The following is a 16,095-nucleotide window of genomic DNA, read 5'->3' on the forward strand; positions in this document are numbered from 1 at the left end:
GGCGGCCGTGTCCGGGTCCGGCGGCTGGTTAGGCTGACGGTCATGGACTCTTGGGTGGGACACGAGGTGCCGCGGCTGCCGGGCAGGGGCGGGCCGCTGGCGTTGTTCGACTCGGCGCGGCAGGGCGTCCGGCCGAGTGAGCCGTCCGGCACCGCGACCATGTACGTCTGCGGCATCACCCCGTACGACGCTACCCACCTCGGCCACGCCGCCACCATGATCGCGTTCGACCTCGTGCAGCGGATGTGGCGGGACGCGGGCCTCGACGTGCGCTACGTGCAGAACGTCACCGACATCGACGACCCGCTGCTGGAACGGGCCGAGCGCGACGGCGAGGACTGGAAGGTCCTGGCGATGCGCGAGACGGCACTGTTCCGGGAGGACATGGAGGCGCTGCGGATCATCCCGCCGGCGCACTACGTGGGCGCGGTCGAGTCCATCCCCGACATCGCCGAGAAGGTCCTCGTGCTGCTCAAGGACGGGGCCGCGTACCGCCTGGAGGACGGCACCGGCGACGTCTACTTCGACATCGCCGCCGCGCCCCGGTTCGGCTACGAGTCCAACCTGACCCGTGAGCAGATGCTGGAGATCTTCCCGGAGCGCGGGGGCGACCCCGACCGGGCCGGCAAGCACGACCCGCTCGACCCGCTGCTGTGGCGCGGCGCCCGCGAGGGCGAGCCCTCCTGGCCGGGTGGCGACCTGGGTCCCGGCCGCCCCGGCTGGCACATCGAGTGCGCGGTGATCGCGCTCAACCTGCTGGGCAACCGGATCGACGTGCAGGGCGGCGGCAACGACCTGATCTTCCCGCACCACGAGTGCTCCGCCGCGCACGCCGAGCGGCTCACCGGCGCGGCGCCGTTCGCCGACCACTACGTGCACGCCGGCATGATCGGCCTGGACGGCGAGAAGATGTCGAAGTCCCGCGGCAACCTGGTCTTCGTCTCCCGGCTGCGCGCCGACCGGGTCGACCCGATGGCGGTCCGGCTGGCACTGCTGTCCGGGCACTACCGCACCGACCGCACCTGGACCGACGAGCTGCTGGCGAGCGCGCAGCAGCGGCTGGCCCGCTGGCGGCAGGCCGCCGCCGCGCCCGCCGGCCTGTCGGGGGAGGCGTTCCTGGCCGGCGTACGCGCCCGCCTCGCCGACGACCTCGACTCGCCGGGCGCCCTGGTGCTGGCCGACGAGTGGGCCGCGGCGACGCTCGCCGGTACCGCCACCGACCCCGCCGCCCCCACCCTCTTCGCCGACACCCTCGACGCCCTTCTGGGCATCCGCCTCTAACCCAGCCCTCGCTCCCCACGCCCCCGGGCAGGCAGGAAGGGGCGGCGTCAGCCCAGGACCAGGCCCGGGTCGGGGTCCGGGTCGGGGGCGGGCGCGGGGATCTTGTACTCCTCGGTCAGCGTGGTGACCGGGCCGGGCCAGGTCGCCTGGGCGACCTCGATCGGCTTGCGGTGGCCGTCGTACGCGACGTGCAGCAGGTGCAGCACCGGGGTGTCGGGACGGATCTGGAGGATCTCCGCCTCCTCCCGGCTGGGCTGGCGGGCGCTGATCGTGTCGGTGGCCGAGACGTACCGCCGGCCGGTGGCCTCCTCGGCCTCCTGGTAGAGCGGCCGGCCGAACGCCTCGGCGCGCTCCAGCGACGTGCCGGCGGTGTCGGCGGGCAGGAACCACGAGGCGCCCACCTCGACCGGCGAGTCCTCGGTGCGGACGAGGTGGCGCCGGCAGAGCAGCTCGGTGCCGTCGGCCACGCCGAACGCGTCGGCCACCTCGGGCGGGGCGGGGGCCCGGCCGACCGAGACGAGCTGCTGCCGGTACCGGGCGGCCAGGTCGGTGTGGTAGCCGCGGAAGCCGCCGTACCGGCCCCGGGAGAGCCGGTTGAGCCGGCGCCGCGTGCCCCGGACGTACGTCCCGGAGCCGGGCTTGGTGATCAAGATGCCCTCGACCCGCAGCTGGTCGACGGCCCGTTGCACGGTCTGCTTCGCCACGCCGAACATCTCGGCGATGGCCGGGATGGACGGCAGCCGCTCGCCCGGCCCCCAGTCGCCGCGGCGGATCTGCGCCTTGAGCTGCGCGGCGATCTGCCGGTGCGGGAACTCGGCTGCCCCCGGATTGATCTGCATGCCCGCCTCCTCGATCACAGCTAGGTTCCTAGGATGCCGTAGAGGTGGTGACGGCGCCACCCCGGACACGCGGAAAAGGGCCCCGGACGAGATGCGTCCGGGGCCCGGGGCAGGCAGGGGAGAGGCGTTACCAGGAGCCGGCGGTCGGGCCGGCGGAGCCGCCGCGGCGGCGCAGGTACTTCTCGAACTCCTGGGCGATCTCGTCGCCCGTCAGCGGGGTGATGCCCGCGTCGCCGACGCGTTCCTCCAGCTCGCGCACGTACTCACCGAGCTCGGCGTCCTGCTCGGCGGCGCTGCGCACCCGCTGCTCCCACTCGGCGGCCTCCTCGGCGAGGTCGGCCATCGGCACCGGCAGGTCGAGCACCTCCTCGACCCGGTGCAGCAGGGCCAGGGTGGCCTTCGGGCAGGGCGGGTTGTTGGCGTAGTGCGGCACGTGCACCCAGAACGACACCGCGTCGACCTCGGCGCGGTTGCAGGCGTCGTGCAGCACGCCCACGATCCCGGTCGGGCCGTCGTAGCGGGTGGGGGTGAGCTGGTAGCGCTGCGCGGCCTCCGCGTCGGAGGCGCTGCCGCTGATCGGCAGCGGCCGGGTGTACGGCACGTCGGCCAGCAGGGCGCCGAGCACGACCACGCGCTCGACCTCCAGGCTGTGGCAGATCTCCAGCACCTGCTCGCAGAAGGTGCGCCACCGCATGCTCGGCTCGATGCCCCGGATCAGCACCACGTCCCGTTCGGTGCCCTCGGGGCTGGCCACCATGAAGCGCGTGGTGGGCCACTCCACCCGGCGGGTCTCGCCCTCGGCCATCGTGATGGTGGGGCGGCTGACCTGGAAGTCGTAGAAGTCCTCCGGGTCGAGCTCGGTGATCTGGCGGGCCTGCCACACCTGCTCCAGGTGCTCCACTGCGGCGGTGGACGCGTCGGCGGCGTCGTTCCAACCCTCGAACGCGGCGATCGCCACGGGGGACCGCAGCACCGGCAGTCCGTCGAACTCGGTCACGCCGTCACCTCACCCTGCTCGTCGGGGGCGGTGCCGGGACCGTACCCGGTCGCCCGCCCGCCGGGCGTGGTGCTGTCGCTGTAGTCCTTCACGTCCGTCAGCCTACGTCCCGGCGCGGGAAGCGGCCCGTCGGCCGCGCCGGTCGGGCCTGACGCCGGCCGGTCATACCGCGATGAACCGGACGGCGTGATCCCGCTGACAGAATGTGGGAAGGTAGGCACGGGGGAACCCATCGGGTCGCGGCGGCACTAACCTGAACCCCGTGCGGACCTCATTGCTCGACGTGCTGGCAGACCGGATCCTCATCGCCGACGGCGCCATGGGCACGATGCTGCAGGCGGCTGACCTCACCCTCGACGACTTCGAGGGCTACGAGGGCTGCAACGAGATCCTCAACGTCACCAGGCCGGACGTGGTCCGCGGGGTGCACGAGGCGTACCTGGCCGCCGGCGCGGACTGCGTCGAGACCAACACCTTCGGGTCCAACCTGGCCAACCTCGGCGAGTACGACATCCCGCACCGCATCCGCGAGCTCTCCGAGGCGGGGGCGCGGATCGCCCGGGCGGCCGCCGACGCGTACGCCACGCCGGAGCGGCCCCGGTTCGTGCTCGGCTCGATCGGCCCGGGCACCAAGCTGCCCACCCTCGGGCACGCCGCCTACGCGACCCTGCGCGACGCCTACCAGGAGAACGCCGAGGGCCTGATCGACGGCGGGTCGGACGCGCTGATCGTGGAGACCTGCCAGGACCTGCTCCAGGTCAAGGCCGCGGTGGTCGGCTCGAAGCGGGCGATGGCCCGGCTCGGCCGGACGGTCCCGATCATCTGCCACGTCGCCGTGGAGACCACCGGCACCATGCTGGTGGGCAGCGAGATCGGGGCGGCGCTGGCGGCCATCGAACCGTTGGGGGTCGACCTGATCGGGCTGAACTGCTCGACCGGGCCGGCCGAGATGGGCGAGCACCTGCGCTACCTCTCCCAGCACTCCCGGATCCCGCTGTCCGTGATGCCGAACGCGGGTCTGCCGGTGCTGACCGCAGACGGGGCATACTTCCCGCTGACCCCGGTGGAGCTGGCCGACGCCCTGGAGCGGTTCGTCACCGAGTACGGCGTCTCGCTGGTCGGCGGCTGCTGCGGCACCACCCCCGAGCACATCCGGGTCCTGGCCGAGCGCCTGCACGGCACGAGCCCCGTACCCCGCGAACCGCGGCACGAGGCGGGGGTCTCGTCGGTCTACCACCCGGTGCCGTTCGCCCAGGACGCCTCCCTGCTGATGGTGGGGGAGCGGACCAACGCCAACGGCTCCAAGGCGTTCCGTGAGGCCATGCTCGCCGGCGACTGGCGGGCCTGCGTGGAGATCGCCCGTAGCCAGGCCCGCGACGGCTCGCACCTGCTGGACCTGTGCGTCGACTACGTCGGCCGCGACGGCACGCAGGACATGCGGGAACTCGCCGGCCGCTTCGCCACCGCCTCCACCCTGCCGATCATGCTGGACTCGACCGAGCCGGCGGTGATCGAGGCGGGGCTGGAGATGCTCGGCGGGCGGTGCGTCGTCAACTCGGTCAACTTCGAGGACGGGGACGGGCCGGAATCCCGGTACGCGCGGGTGATGCCCATCGTCAAGGAGCACGGAGCGGCCGTGGTGGCGCTGCTCATCGACGAGGAGGGGCAGGCGCGGACCGCCGACTGGAAGACGCGGGTCGCGGGCCGGCTGATCGAGGACCTCACCGGGCGGTGGGGGATGGACCGCGCGGACATCCTGATCGACGCGCTGACCTTCCCGATCGCCACCGGCCAGGAGGAGACCCGGCGCGACGGCATCGAGACGATCGAGGCGATCCGGGAGATCGCCCGCCGCTACCCGGGCGTCAACTTCACCCTCGGCATCTCCAACGTCTCCTTCGGGCTCAACCCGGCCGCCCGGCAGGTGCTCAACTCGGTCTTCCTGCACGAGTGCCAGCAGGCCGGCCTGACGAGCGCCATCGTGCACGCCAGCAAGATCCTGCCGTTCAACAAGATCCCCGACGAGCAGCGGGAGGTGGCGCTGGACCTCGTCTACGACCGGCGCCGCGAGGGCTACGACCCGGTGCAGAAGTTCATCGAGATCTTCGAGGGCGTGGACGCCGCGTCGGCGCGGGCCGGCCGGGCGGAGGAACTGGCCGCGCTGCCGCTGGAGGAGCGGCTCAAGCGGCGGATCATCGACGGCGAGCGCAACGGCCTGGAGGCCGACCTGGACGCGGCGATGGCGCAGGGGCGTAGCCCGCTGTCCATCATCAACGACATCCTGCTCGACGGCATGAAGGTCGTCGGCGAGTTGTTCGGCTCGGGCCAGATGCAGCTGCCGTTCGTGCTCCAGTCCGCCGAGGTGATGAAGACCGCGGTGGCGTACCTGGAGCCGCACATGGAGACCGCCGAGGACGGCGGCAAGGGCCGCATCGTGCTGGCCACCGTGCGGGGCGACGTGCACGACATCGGCAAGAACCTGGTCGACATCATCCTGTCCAACAACGGCTACGAGGTCGTCAACATCGGCATCAAGCAGCCGATCAACGCGATCCTGGAGGCCGCCGAGCAGCACCGGGCCGATGCCATCGGCATGTCCGGCCTGCTGGTCAAGAGCACCGTGATCATGAAGGAGAACCTGGCCGAGATGGCCTCGCGCGGGGTCGCGGAGCGCTGGCCGGTGCTGCTGGGCGGGGCGGCGCTGACCCGGGCGTACGTCGAGGACGACCTGCGGTCGGTGTTCCCCGGCCAGGTGCACTACGCGCGGGACGCCTTCGAGGGGCTGTCCCTGATGGACCGGGTGATGACCGCCAAGCGTGGCGGGGCGCCCGTGGTCGACGCCGAGCGGGAGGCGGCCCTGGCGGCCCGCCGGGCCCGCCGCGAGCGGCAGCGGGCGATCGTCAGCGAGGCGCTGCCGGCGCTGGACGACGCCTCGGTCCGCTCCGACGTGGCCACCGACGTCGAGGTGCCCGCCCCGCCGTTCCTGGGCACCCGGGTCGTCAAGGGCGTGCCGCTCGCGGACTACGCGGCGCTGCTCGACGAGCGGGCCACCTTCCTCGGGCAGTGGGGGCTGCGCGGCGCGCGGGGCGGCACGGGACCGTCCTACGAGGAACTGGTGGAGACCGAGGGTCGGCCGCGGCTGCGCTACTGGCTGGATCGTCTCATCGCCGACCAGGTGCTCGAGGCCGCCGTCGTGTACGGCTACTTCCCGGCGTACGCCGAGGGCAACGACCTGGTGGTGCTGGACGAGAACGGGCACGCCGAGCGGGCCCGGTTCTCCTTCCCCCGGCAGCGCCAGGAGCGGCGGCTCTGCCTGGCCGACTTCTTCCGCCCCCGCGGCGACGAGCTGGACGTGGTGGCGTTGCAGCTGGTCACCGTGGGCCAGCCGGTCAGCGAGTACGCCGCCAAGCTGTTCGCCCGCAACGAGTACCGCGACTACCTGGAGGTGCACGGGCTGTCCGTGCAGCTCACCGAGGCCCTGGCGGAGTACTGGCACCGGCGGATCCGCGCCGAGCTGACCCTGCCGGGCGGCCGTACCGTGGCCGACGACGACCCGGCCGACCTGGCGGGGCTGCTGCGCACCGACTACCGGGGCTGCCGGTACGCGTTCGGCTACCCGGCCTGTCCGGATCTGGAGGACCGCGCGAAGATCGTGGAGCTGCTGGGCGCGGAACGGATCGGCGTGCAGTTGTCGGAGGAGTTCCAGCTGATGCCGGAGCAGGCCACGGACGCGATCGTGGTGCACCACCCGGAGGCGAGCTACTTCAACGCCAAGTGACGGACGCAAGTGCATTGACCTGGGTCGCAGGCCGTCCGGAAGGCCGCTGAATCATGATCATGCCGTCTCCAGGCCGTCAACGGCTTCCGGGCCGTCCTCGGCGGCCTAGTCCTAACCGAACGCGGTGTCGATGGCTCGGCGCGTGCGGTCCTCGCTGGTCGGCAGGAGATGCGTGTAGGTCCGCAGGATGAATCCCAGGTCGGCGTGGCCGAGGTAGGTCGACAGGGCCTTGATGCTCTCCCCGGCGTCCAGGAGGACCGAGGCGTAGGTGTGGCGTAGAACGTGCATCCCGTTGCGTCGGTGGTCGGGGATGTCCGTGGCCCGGATCGCAGGCTTCCAGACGCCGGGGTTGAACTTCGAGCGGCTGAGCGGCAGGCCGTCAACGGTGGTCAGATAGAGGGTGACTGTGATGGGGCACCGGTCAGAGTTCCCCAAGGCAAGGTGACCTCGACGGGCACGTATCGCTTGGCGTGGTGCGAGGCGGCGAGCTACCGAGGCGGGGAGGGGAACCTCCCGTGTCTTGCCGCCCTTGGGCGGGGGTGGCTCAGAGAGTGGTGGAGGTGCGTCGCCGGCAGCCGGCCGTGCCGCGCCCGAGCAGCGCGGCGCACAGAGGGCGCGTGCCGGGTCCGTGCGGCAAGCCCCAAGCACGGGGGCGGTGTCCGCGCGGCGGCGTGCTGGTCGCCCAGGAGCCGGCTCTACAGCCGCTCAGGGTCAGGTCAACTTCTCGCCTGGGAGGGGGAGGGGTGGGCCGGTCGCCAGCTCCGCCCCCGGGAGCCGGGTCCGTGCGGGGCGAGGTTGGGTCAACTGCGCCACTGTGGCGGTGTCCGCCGGGGGCGCGGTCCGTGACACGAGAGCCGACTCAGTCGGCTTCGGCAGCGTCCGTACGTGCGTCAAGGTCCGCTTGACGTGGCGGGCCGGGCGGCGGCCTACTCCCAAGGAGGCGGGTCGACGGCAGACAGTGCTTTGGTTCTACGGAGATAGGATCGGCGGGCATGCGACGACGTTCGAAGGTTCGGCTGTCGGTGGGTGCCGGTGCAGCGAGGAAGGTCAGGGCGTTCGGGTTCAGTCTGCCGTTTGTCGTCGTGGGAGGGTTCCTGCTCTGGGTGCCCTTTGACCTGATCTTTGAGTCGCTTACGGAGAGCCCGATCAACGTGTGGGGCTCGCTGCTACCTCACCTGTTCGTCTCTGCCTGGTGCTTCTTGGGTGTCTACATCGTAGGAGCGGTCAGCTTGGCAATGGTTGCTGTGATCTCGCATGGAGCGTGGCTGGACGGGACGTTGCTCGGTGAGCGCCTGTGGCTCCGGACGCGGTGGGTGGACCTGTCCACGGCGAATATCGACACGGAGGATGACCCAAGGCGAGGCGTCATGTCACTGCTGGTCGCTGCTCCGAACCCAGAAATCCAGGTGAAATTGCCCGTACGAGGAGTGAACAGCCTGCCACCGGAGGAGTTGGTCGCTTTGGCCGACGCTATAACCGGCACAAGGGTGCGTCAGGGCCCGGACGACGCAGCCTTCGTAATCGCAGACCGTCTACGAAGCCTAGCTTCCTGATTTCTTGATGATGGTGCCGGCTGGGTGACTAACCGAGTGACGATCGGGGCGGACACCATTGGACACGCACGGACGATGGCGGACCGCGCCGCCAGGTCAAGGACTAGGGAACAGCAGCTCACATGGCGGTGCTGGTTGCCTGGGGGTCAAGGAACACGGGGCACAAGACAGACAGCATGAAACGTCGGCAATTAACGACGAACGACGTGAGCCCAGGAGCGGGCGTGACCAGGGTACCGACCAGCTTGCCGCAGGTCACGCTAGGGCGATCCTGGGTTTGCTTCGACGTTTGACCCCCGCCGCTCAATCAACGCAGGGGGTGAACCGGCTCGACCATCCCTCGTCAGGCATCCCATCGAGGGCCAACAGTTCGAACCCGTTGCCGTCGTGGCTGACCAGCAGCGCGTCGCCGAATCTGTAACGCTGTGGGGATTCATGGTCGCGCGTCGGTGTGGCCTTGCGTTCCCCGAAGTCAAGTCGCACCCACCATTCGTCGTCGTCTTCACTGAGCAGCCACGTGCCCTGGGCGGAAGCGGGCCGGCGGCCGTCGAAGTAGGTGCGCCAGATGTACTGGTCGCTCCACGTGTCCCGTAGGTCCTGGAAGATCTGCGAAAGGTAGGCGTCCGAGATTGGATCCAGCCGTGTCGACCCGTCCTGGCGCAGGGCGATCCGGTCGCCGGAGGATCCGCACCAGGTTCCCGTTAGGTCAGCGTTCGTAGGTTGCGGTGGCGGGGCCGAGGGCGCACAGCCAACCGCATGGGTCAGGAGGAACGCCAGCGTGGTCGTCACAGCAACGCTTTGATCCGCACGCAGGCCACTCTAGGACCTTCCACCGCCGCGAACGTAGACGGATCGACTCCGCAGGTAGCGGTGGCCGACCGGGCAGACTCCGCGTCCACGATCGTTCTCTCACACCGAAGCAGTTGGCTCTGTTGCTGTCGACAGCAACAGGGCCGAACAGTGAGAGCCGAAGCCAGCTTGCGACGGATCAGCGCCCGACGTCAGAGACGTACGCGAACGCGCCGTACGAAGCGCCCAGAGCTTACAAGCGAGGGGTCGGGAGCCCGAGGGAGCCTCAAGATCATGCCGTTTCCAGGCCGTCAGAGGTGGACCAGGAGCAACGAACGTTGACCACCGACCCCCAATGAACGGGCAGCCCAGGCGGCATCTTGTCCGTGTTGATCGACTACGCCCTCACCCTCGATCAATACAACGCCAAGTAGCGACGGCATGGGCCCTGACCGGCACCCACTTCTCGCTGGGAGGGGCGCTGGACCATGATCATGCCGTGGGTCGGCGTGGCCGAGGTAGGCCGCCGGCGCCGTGATGCCCGCTCGGAGCGGTTCCGGGCGGTCGCAACGCGGTTCGGCAAGCTTGCCGTCCGCCCGGCTCGTGCTGCGCGGTCCCCAGCCGCCGCTGTGGGACGGGAGCGAATGGGGGAGCTGCTTCGGGGTACTCGACCGGGCCGAGACGAGCCGAGGGGGAGGCCCGATGGGCATGGCGAACCAGCCCGGTGATGGCGGCCGACCAGCCAGTCCCACCGACCGCCTGGCCGAGGACGTGGCCGAGGTGGTACGCGAGGAGGTTCGAGCGGTACGCATCCAGCTCGCGGACGCCGCCCGCCCCGCCGGGCTCGGCTTCGTGCTGCTGGCTGCCGCCGGAGGGTGTGCGGTGCTGGCTGTCGGGGCGGCCTCGACGACCGCGCTGCGCATGTTGGAGGCGTTCCTGCCGCGACGGCTGGCGGCTGCCGGGATGACCGCCGGGTACCTGGCCGCTGCCGTGTTCCTCGGCGCCACGGGTCTGGAGCAGCTGCGTGCGGCGGGCGGGAGATCCGCCCGCCTGGCGGACGAGGTACGCGACGCGGTGTCCAGCACCGCCGGCCGGGTGGTGCCGGCCGGTTCCTCAGCCGTTCGCGACGAGCTGGGGCGCTGAAACATCGTCGACATGGGCGGCCACGGCGGCCCGGGAACCGAGGGCGGCTCGGCAGGTGGCGGTCCGCGTGCCACGGCAACTGACCGTCCGGGCGGGTGACCAGATCCGCAGCGGATCGGCCGTAGTGCTGGTTCTCACCCATCGTTTGCCGGGCGGAGCGTCGGTACCGCCGGCAGGATGCGGGGGCCGCACACAGGAATGGACGGTGGGCGATGAAACGGAGCCGGATCGACGACGCGATCGTCGGAACTATTGGTGACGCCGCGGGCACCCTCGTCGACCCCAGGAGAGGACTCGGCCAGCTGAAGTCGTCGGTCTCCGGTAAGCCGATCGCCCTGGTCCTGGCGGGTCTGTTCCTCGGCCTGCTGATCTCGCGCCGCCGCCGCGGCTGAGCGGTCGCGGGCCGGAGCGCCCGCAGCTTACGAGCGGGAGCGAGCAGCCGGGTGATCTCGGCGGCCGCCGGATGGCCCGATGCGACGGTCAGGAAACGTCGCAGGGTCACCCTCGCCTGTCACCGCCGCTCTGCCAGAACCTCAGGTCGGACGTTTGCCGCGATCCGTCACGGGTAGCTCGCGGCGGATCGGATGCCGGGTAGCCGTCCGGGACCGCGGGGGTACGGACTCAGGAGGCGTGACGTGCAGGAGATCGTAGGCGAAGGCCTTGCCCGACGACTGGTGGAGTGGGGCATCGACACCGTCTTCGGCCTCCCTGGCGACGGCATCAACGGCCTGATGGAGGGCTTTCGCCGGCAGCGGGAGAAGCTGCGGTTCGTGCTGGTGCACCACGAGGAGGCGGCGGCCTTCATGGCCACCGGATACGCCAAGGCCACCGGCCGGATCGGGGTGTGCGCCGCCACCTCCGGGCCGGGCGCCATCCACCTGCTCAACGGGCTTTACGACGCCAAACTCGACCACGTCCCGGTGCTCGCCATCACCGGCATGCAGGAGACGTCCGTGCTCGGCTCCCACTATCAGCAGGAGGTACACACGGCGCTGCTCTACCAGGACGTGGCGGACGCGTACAACCTGATGGTCACCAACCCCCAGCAGGTGCCCGGCGTGGTCGACATCGCCATCCGGCACGCCCTGGCGCGGCGCAGCGTCGCCCATCTGTCCTTTCCCAACGACGTGCAGGTCGCCGCCGTCGGCGAGGACCCCTACCGGCACGTCAGCCCGGGGGTGCCACCGGCGAGCAGCGCCGTGGTGTCGCAGCCGCCGGTGGCGCCGGCGCAGGCCGACCTGGCCCGGGCGGCGGAGGTGCTCAACGCCGGGAAGAGGGTGGCCGTGCTGGTGGGCGTCGGCGCCCGCCACGCCCGGGACGAGGTGCTCGCGGTGGCCGAGGCACTGGCCAGCCCGATCGTCAAGACCCTGCCCGGCAAGCTGGTGGTGCCGGACGACCACCCGCTCACCACCGGCGGCCTCGGCCTGCTCGGCACGAAGCCGAGCGAGGAGCTGATGGAGGAGTGCGACACCCTGCTGATGGTGGGCACCTCTTTCCCGTACGGGAAGTACCTGCCCGCGCCGGGGCAAGCCAAGGTGGTCCAGATCGACATCGACGCGAGCCTGATCGGCCTGCGCCTGCCGGTGCAGGCGGCGGTGACCGCGGACGCGAAGCTGGCGTTGCAGCAGCTGCTGCCGATGATCCAGGCCCGCTCGGACCGGTCCTTCCTGACGAAGTACCAGCAGGCGCGGGACGCCTGGCACGCGGACATGATCGCCCTGCAGGACCCGGGGCGGGATCCGATCGCCCCGCAGTACCTGATCAGCTGCATCGACGCGGCCGCCACCTCGGACGCCATCCTCACCTGTGACTCCGGCACGATCGCCACCTGGGCGGCGCGGCACTGGACCATCCGCGGCGGCCGCGAGTTCTACCTGTCGGGCAACCTGGCCACCATGGCGCCAGGCCTGCCGTACGCGATCGCCATGCAGCACGCGTTCCCCGGCCGGCAGGTCATCGCGTTCGTCGGCGACGGCGGCTTCGCGATGTTGATGGCCGAGTTCCTCACCGCCGTGCGGCACGAGCTGCCGATCAAGGTGGTGATCAACAACAACAACTCGTACGGCCAGATCCTCTGGGAGCAGATCGTCCTCGGCTACCCGGAGTACGCGGTGCGGCACCGGCAGCCCGAGGCCGACTTCGGCGCGTGGGCACGGGCCTGCGGCGGGTACGGAGTGAAGGTCACCGACCCGAAGGCGGTGCCGGAGGCGATCCGTGAGGCGTTGGCCCATCCGGGCCCGGTGCTGGTCGACTGTGACGTCAACCCGGACGAACCGCCGATGCCCGGCAAGGTCCGGTACGAACAGGCCAAGCACTTCACCGAGGCGTTCCTGCGGGGCCAGCCGCACAAGGTCGCCACCCTCGCCACCGTGGCCCGAGACAAGATCAACGAGCTGCGGTCATGACCCGGCGAGTCACGGGCACGGCACGGAGGGCAGCTCCGGCCACGGAGCCGGTGTCCCTGCCCGGGCCCGTCCTGCGGCCGCCCGAGCCGGCGTACCACGCCGACCTGGCCGCGCTCGCCGCGGACCTGCGCGCCGAGGTGGACGGGGAGGTGCGCTTCGACGCCGGCTCACGGGCCGCGTACGCCACCGGCGGTTCCAACTACCGCCAGGTGCCGCTCGGCCTGGTGGTGCCCCGGACCGTCGAGGCGGCGGTGGCCGCGGTCGCCGTCTGCCGCCGCCACCGCGCGCCGGTGCTCTCCCGCGGCAGCCTCAGGAGGATGAACTGTACGGCGCGTATTGAACGCTGCGGGACCGGCGACGCCAGGCGGGCAGCGGAAGGCAGCCAGCTAGGCCCTCGTATCCGATATGGGACTCGACCGACCCATCGGGCATCACCACCTCGACGAGGGAGCGTTTCCGCGCAAGAACCTCCCGGACGCGTCCCGCGACGACCGAGTTGGCCATGTCGCCGAGGAAGGCCAGGTCCTCGGGCACCGGGCGAAGTTCCCATCTGCCGCCGTACTCGCCAACTTGCAGAACGATCTCCTCCCCGAAGTCGGCCCATCCGAAGGCCCGAGCGTCGGGATTCGTCGGCGTGATCGTCACAGCTAGGCCCCATTGGGGGTTCTCGATCTTCACCTCTGCTGCGCCGGCCAGCTCGTGCGCCAACCGGGTAGCCAGACCCAACGTCGCAGCGGTTGCCGAACCAAATCCGTCAGGAACGTCTTTCGAGTTGGTGTTGCTCATGCGCGGGGACTGTACAGCCATCCGTACAGCCAAGTCCGCCTGCGAGCGCCGACGCTGCCCGACAGTCACGGACGGTCTGAGTAGGACCTCAGTGCCTCTACCAGGCCGCTTCGATCTTCTTCTAATCCCCACGCCGGTCAGGTCGCCCGGCGCATACGGGGGACGCGAGCCCCGACGCTCAGGGCCTGGGCGCTACCCGGACGATGCTGCCCCCGCCGCTCGCCGTGTTGTCGCCGACCACGGAGGTGACCAGGTTGTAGTAACCCGGCTTGGCGTCGGGACCGATCACGATGGTGCTGACAGGTCGTTCGTCGGGCGTGCCGGATGGTCGAACCGGTGCGGCCGCGAAGGTGACCAGCCCCGGAACGGCTGGGGTGGCTGCTGTCGCATCCTTGAGGTCACCTACGGTGGCGAACGGACCCGTCAGGCGAGCGGTCAGCTCGACTTGCGGTGGGGTTGCGCCCGGCTCGCCCGGGGACTCGACAGTCCAGTGCACAGTCAGGGTTTGACCTGGCTGGTACAGCCTGTCGACGTCCTGGGCCTCGCAGCAGGTGTAAGTCACCGGCACAGCCGCCACCGGGCCGGAGGGCTCGGCGCCGCAGGCCGCCAGGAGCGGCGTGACGAGGCAGGTAAGCAGGAGGACCCGCGACGCGTTCATGCGCAGGATCGTAGGCCCAGGCGGGCCATCCACGGGCCACAAGGTGGTGTCACGGCGGGCCAAGCCAGGCCACGTCAGAGCGCGTCGATCAGGCGTAAGGGCATGCTTAAAGCCGATCTTGTGCGATTCCCAAGCTGACGCTGCGTACTGGCCTCGACCGGTGAGCGGTCCACACAAGGGCGCCGCGCAAGCGTGGCGCACCGTAGCCAGCCGCGCCGACCTGCTGGCGGCCTCCGGCCGGCATCGGCCGACGCGGCTGGCTACGGCACGGTTCGGTCCTGGCCTCTACTACTCGTAGACGCAGGCAGCCCGAAGGATGTCGGCTACCAGCGACCAGGTGGGCTGCTCAGGCAGCTCTCGGCCTTGGTTGCGTGCCCAGCCGTCCATGCTGCCGATCCAGCGCGACATGGCTTCGAGGTAGCGGGGGAGGTCGACGTTCTCCCAGTACTCCGGAGGTGCAGCCGATTCTTGGGCGAGCACCCGGACGTATGCCGCAAGATCCTCGCGGCTTCTCACCGCGCCGGTGTCGTTGAGATCCATCAGCGGATGATCGCTTACCTGTCGAGAGGGGCTCGCAGGAGCCCTCCAAGGCCCGCTCATGAGGCCGTGACGATCGCGGGCCCCGGACCGTCGTCGAGGGCGGGGCGATCGAATGCCGCGCCGCTTCGCGGCTTGCCGTTGGGTGCTGGGGTCCAGGCACGCGGAGAGCCGGCGACACGGCAAGCCGCCCCCGGCCAGATGGCCGGGGGCGGTGAGCCGTACGACGCCGGACAGCCGCGCGCACACCGCGCAGTCGTGCCAGCCACGTGCCAGTAGCCGCTGTCCCAGGCGGTCAGCAGCGGTCTTGATCGGGCAGGACGACACCATCGTTGAACAGGCGTTCCGGACAGATCGGGGCAGTTGAAAACGATCTTCCAAACTGACGGTGCGGCCGAGTGATTCTCCACGAAGTCACGAACTCAGCAAGCGGCGGATACTCTCGGCCTCTGCTCGCGCGGCTTCCGCCTCACTGGCAGCCTGGTTGCGGTCCGACTCGAAGAGGAGTTGCCGAGAAAGGAAGCTCAGGCACTCCGACATCCGCTCCCGCCATAGGGCTAGCTCTTCGGATGGCTCGTCGCTAGCGGGTTGTTCAGCCCGAGTAGCACGAAGGCCTCGCAACGCGTCCTTGAGGCAGGGAGGAAGGGACACAGCGCCATCATGCCCGTCTTGCTACGTGTACGTGCAATGATCTTGATGGACCGGACAGGTGATCGACCCGACGGACCAGGTCAAGGCCGTAGCAGCCGTCCCACCTGAATCGCCTTCCTAAACCGTGTGTCGGTCGATCGCAGCCTCGGTCACCCGGAACAAGGCTTGTCCGCCCACAGCGGCGACACCATCTGGAGAGGTGGAGACGGTGAACACGCCGTCACTGTCCTGCCCGACGATCCTGCACCGGAGGCGGACCGCCGTTGGCAGCGAGGTCTCGGCATGCAACCTGCCAGGGGTGAAAATCGGGACCTTGTCGACGAAGAACCAAGGCTTGAGGTCGGCGTCAACGAGGCGGACGCGGACCCAGCCGGGGAAGTTGTGATCGACCCACGCCACCACCTCACAGCGGAGGAGGACACCGTAAGGCATTGGCAAATCTTGCCGTCTGTTCGTGGCGGTGGCAACGAGGGCCGCAGCTTGCCGCAGGGGCGAACACGAGCATCCGAGTCAGAAAAGTACAAACAGGCGAGGGTCAAAGCGGGCAGAGCACTGGCTCTGGGCGGGTTGGCGCGGGCTAGTGCCCTGGGTGTCAGGGTTGGGTGAGACCAGCGGTTCAGAGCAGTTAGCCCTCCCGGGGCGAGGATGGATCTTCTCTCGATGACGATTTCCAGCGCG

At 70.2% G+C, this 16,095-nt stretch carries 14 protein-coding genes and 1 pseudogene; 7 read left to right on the top strand and 8 right to left on the bottom strand.

The window, feature by feature from the left end; genetic code table 11:
• Window positions 1–42: 42 nt before the first annotated feature.
• On the top strand, window positions 43–1,281 hold the full coding sequence (gene mshC, locus ACGF5C_RS25235; protein ID WP_393305407.1) for a cysteine--1-D-myo-inosityl 2-amino-2-deoxy-alpha-D-glucopyranoside ligase: 1,239 nt from the start codon (window positions 43–45) through the stop codon (window positions 1,279–1,281).
• Window positions 1,282–1,328: 47 nt separating this feature from the next.
• On the opposite strand, the gene ACGF5C_RS25240 is transcribed toward mshC, so the two are convergent.
• Both ACGF5C_RS25240 and ACGF5C_RS25245 read right to left on the bottom strand, forming a co-directional pair.
• On the bottom strand, window positions 1,329–2,120 hold the full coding sequence (locus ACGF5C_RS25240; RefSeq protein ID WP_393305409.1) for a GntR family transcriptional regulator: 792 nt from the start codon (window positions 2,118–2,120) through the stop codon (window positions 1,329–1,331).
• Window positions 2,121–2,247: 127 nt separating this feature from the next.
• Entirely contained in the window at window positions 2,248–3,117 is an 870-nt protein-coding gene (locus ACGF5C_RS25245) for a PAC2 family protein (protein WP_393305411.1), read from the bottom strand.
• Window positions 3,118–3,379: 262 nt separating this feature from the next.
• Here ACGF5C_RS25245 and metH point away from each other — a divergent pair, with 262 nt between their 5' ends.
• The gene (gene metH, locus ACGF5C_RS25250; protein ID WP_393305413.1) at window positions 3,380–6,895 is read left to right on the top strand and encodes a methionine synthase; all 3,516 of its coding nucleotides are present in this window, start codon (window positions 3,380–3,382) and stop codon (window positions 6,893–6,895) included.
• Window positions 6,896–7,006: 111 nt separating this feature from the next.
• Here the strand turns inward: metH and ACGF5C_RS25255 are convergent, their stop codons facing one another.
• On the bottom strand, window positions 7,007–7,543 hold the full coding sequence (locus tag ACGF5C_RS25255; protein WP_393305415.1) for a tyrosine-type recombinase/integrase: 537 nt from the start codon (window positions 7,541–7,543) through the stop codon (window positions 7,007–7,009).
• Window positions 7,544–7,887: 344 nt separating this feature from the next.
• On the opposite strand from ACGF5C_RS25255, the gene ACGF5C_RS25260 reads away from it, so the two are divergent.
• Window positions 7,888–8,448 carry a hypothetical protein gene (locus ACGF5C_RS25260; RefSeq protein WP_393305417.1) on the top strand — a complete coding sequence of 187 codons (561 nt, stop codon included), beginning with the start codon at window positions 7,888–7,890 and terminating at the stop codon, window positions 8,446–8,448.
• A 303-nt stretch (window positions 8,449–8,751) separates the two neighbouring features.
• On the opposite strand, the gene ACGF5C_RS25265 is transcribed toward ACGF5C_RS25260, so the two are convergent.
• Window positions 8,752–9,237, bottom strand: a complete 486-nt coding sequence (locus tag ACGF5C_RS25265) for a hypothetical protein (protein ID WP_393305419.1) — start codon at window positions 9,235–9,237, stop codon at window positions 8,752–8,754.
• 702 nt (window positions 9,238–9,939) lie between these two features.
• Between ACGF5C_RS25265 and ACGF5C_RS25270 the strand changes: the two genes are divergently transcribed.
• From ACGF5C_RS25270 to ACGF5C_RS25285, 4 genes and pseudogenes are all read left to right on the top strand, one after another.
• Window positions 9,940–10,380: a phage holin family protein gene (locus ACGF5C_RS25270; protein WP_393305421.1), complete on the top strand. Its 441-nt coding sequence runs from the start codon at window positions 9,940–9,942 to the stop codon at window positions 10,378–10,380.
• 212 nt (window positions 10,381–10,592) lie between these two features.
• Entirely contained in the window at window positions 10,593–10,772 is a 180-nt protein-coding gene (locus tag ACGF5C_RS25275; protein ID WP_393305423.1) for an MYXO-CTERM sorting domain-containing protein, read from the top strand.
• Window positions 10,773–11,015: 243 nt separating this feature from the next.
• Window positions 11,016–12,785, top strand: a complete 1,770-nt coding sequence (locus ACGF5C_RS25280) for a thiamine pyrophosphate-dependent enzyme (protein ID WP_393305426.1) — start codon at window positions 11,016–11,018, stop codon at window positions 12,783–12,785.
• Window positions 12,782–13,090, top strand: a pseudogene (locus ACGF5C_RS25285) (hypothetical protein); the annotation flags it as partial. The gene ACGF5C_RS25280 and the pseudogene ACGF5C_RS25285, both read left to right, overlap by 4 nt.
• 4 nt (window positions 13,091–13,094) lie before the next feature.
• On the opposite strand, the gene ACGF5C_RS25290 reads toward ACGF5C_RS25285, so the two are convergent.
• The 4 genes from ACGF5C_RS25290 to ACGF5C_RS25305 form a co-directional block, all read right to left on the bottom strand.
• Window positions 13,095–13,571, bottom strand: a complete 477-nt coding sequence (locus ACGF5C_RS25290) for a hypothetical protein (protein ID WP_393305443.1) — start codon at window positions 13,569–13,571, stop codon at window positions 13,095–13,097.
• A 178-nt stretch (window positions 13,572–13,749) separates the two neighbouring features.
• Window positions 13,750–14,229 (bottom strand): hypothetical protein, encoded by a 480-nt coding sequence (locus ACGF5C_RS25295; protein ID WP_393305429.1) that lies wholly within the window; start codon window positions 14,227–14,229, stop codon window positions 13,750–13,752.
• 288 nt (window positions 14,230–14,517) lie between these two features.
• On the bottom strand, window positions 14,518–14,769 hold the full coding sequence (locus tag ACGF5C_RS25300) for a hypothetical protein (RefSeq protein ID WP_393305431.1): 252 nt from the start codon (window positions 14,767–14,769) through the stop codon (window positions 14,518–14,520).
• Between the two features lie 765 nt (window positions 14,770–15,534).
• The gene (locus ACGF5C_RS25305; protein ID WP_393305433.1) at window positions 15,535–15,849 is read right to left on the bottom strand and encodes a hypothetical protein; all 315 of its coding nucleotides are present in this window, start codon (window positions 15,847–15,849) and stop codon (window positions 15,535–15,537) included.
• Window positions 15,850–16,095: the final 246 nt, after the last annotated feature.

It is taken from the genome of Micromonospora sp. NPDC047620 (assembly GCF_043205005.1).
Lineage (GTDB): Bacteria > Actinomycetota > Actinomycetes > Mycobacteriales > Micromonosporaceae > Micromonospora.

What these genes read in the sequence shown, in the direction of transcription:
- mshC (WP_393305407.1), top strand. Translation starts at nt 43, where the DNA reads ATGGACTCTTGGGTGGGACACGAGGTGCCGCGGCTGCCGGGCAGGGGC.
- ACGF5C_RS25240 (WP_393305409.1), bottom strand. Translation starts at nt 2,120, where the DNA reads ATGCAGATCAATCCGGGGGCAGCCGAGTTCCCGCACCGGCAGATCGCC.
- ACGF5C_RS25260 (WP_393305417.1), top strand. Translation starts at nt 7,888, where the DNA reads ATGCGACGACGTTCGAAGGTTCGGCTGTCGGTGGGTGCCGGTGCAGCG.
- ACGF5C_RS25270 (WP_393305421.1), top strand. Translation starts at nt 9,940, where the DNA reads ATGGGCATGGCGAACCAGCCCGGTGATGGCGGCCGACCAGCCAGTCCC.
- ACGF5C_RS25275 (WP_393305423.1), top strand. Translation starts at nt 10,593, where the DNA reads ATGAAACGGAGCCGGATCGACGACGCGATCGTCGGAACTATTGGTGAC.
- ACGF5C_RS25290 (WP_393305443.1), bottom strand. Translation starts at nt 13,571, where the DNA reads ATGAGCAACACCAACTCGAAAGACGTTCCTGACGGATTTGGTTCGGCA.
- ACGF5C_RS25295 (WP_393305429.1), bottom strand. Translation starts at nt 14,229, where the DNA reads ATGAACGCGTCGCGGGTCCTCCTGCTTACCTGCCTCGTCACGCCGCTC.
- ACGF5C_RS25300 (WP_393305431.1), bottom strand. Translation starts at nt 14,769, where the DNA reads ATGGATCTCAACGACACCGGCGCGGTGAGAAGCCGCGAGGATCTTGCG.
- ACGF5C_RS25305 (WP_393305433.1), bottom strand. Translation starts at nt 15,849, where the DNA reads ATGCCTTACGGTGTCCTCCTCCGCTGTGAGGTGGTGGCGTGGGTCGAT.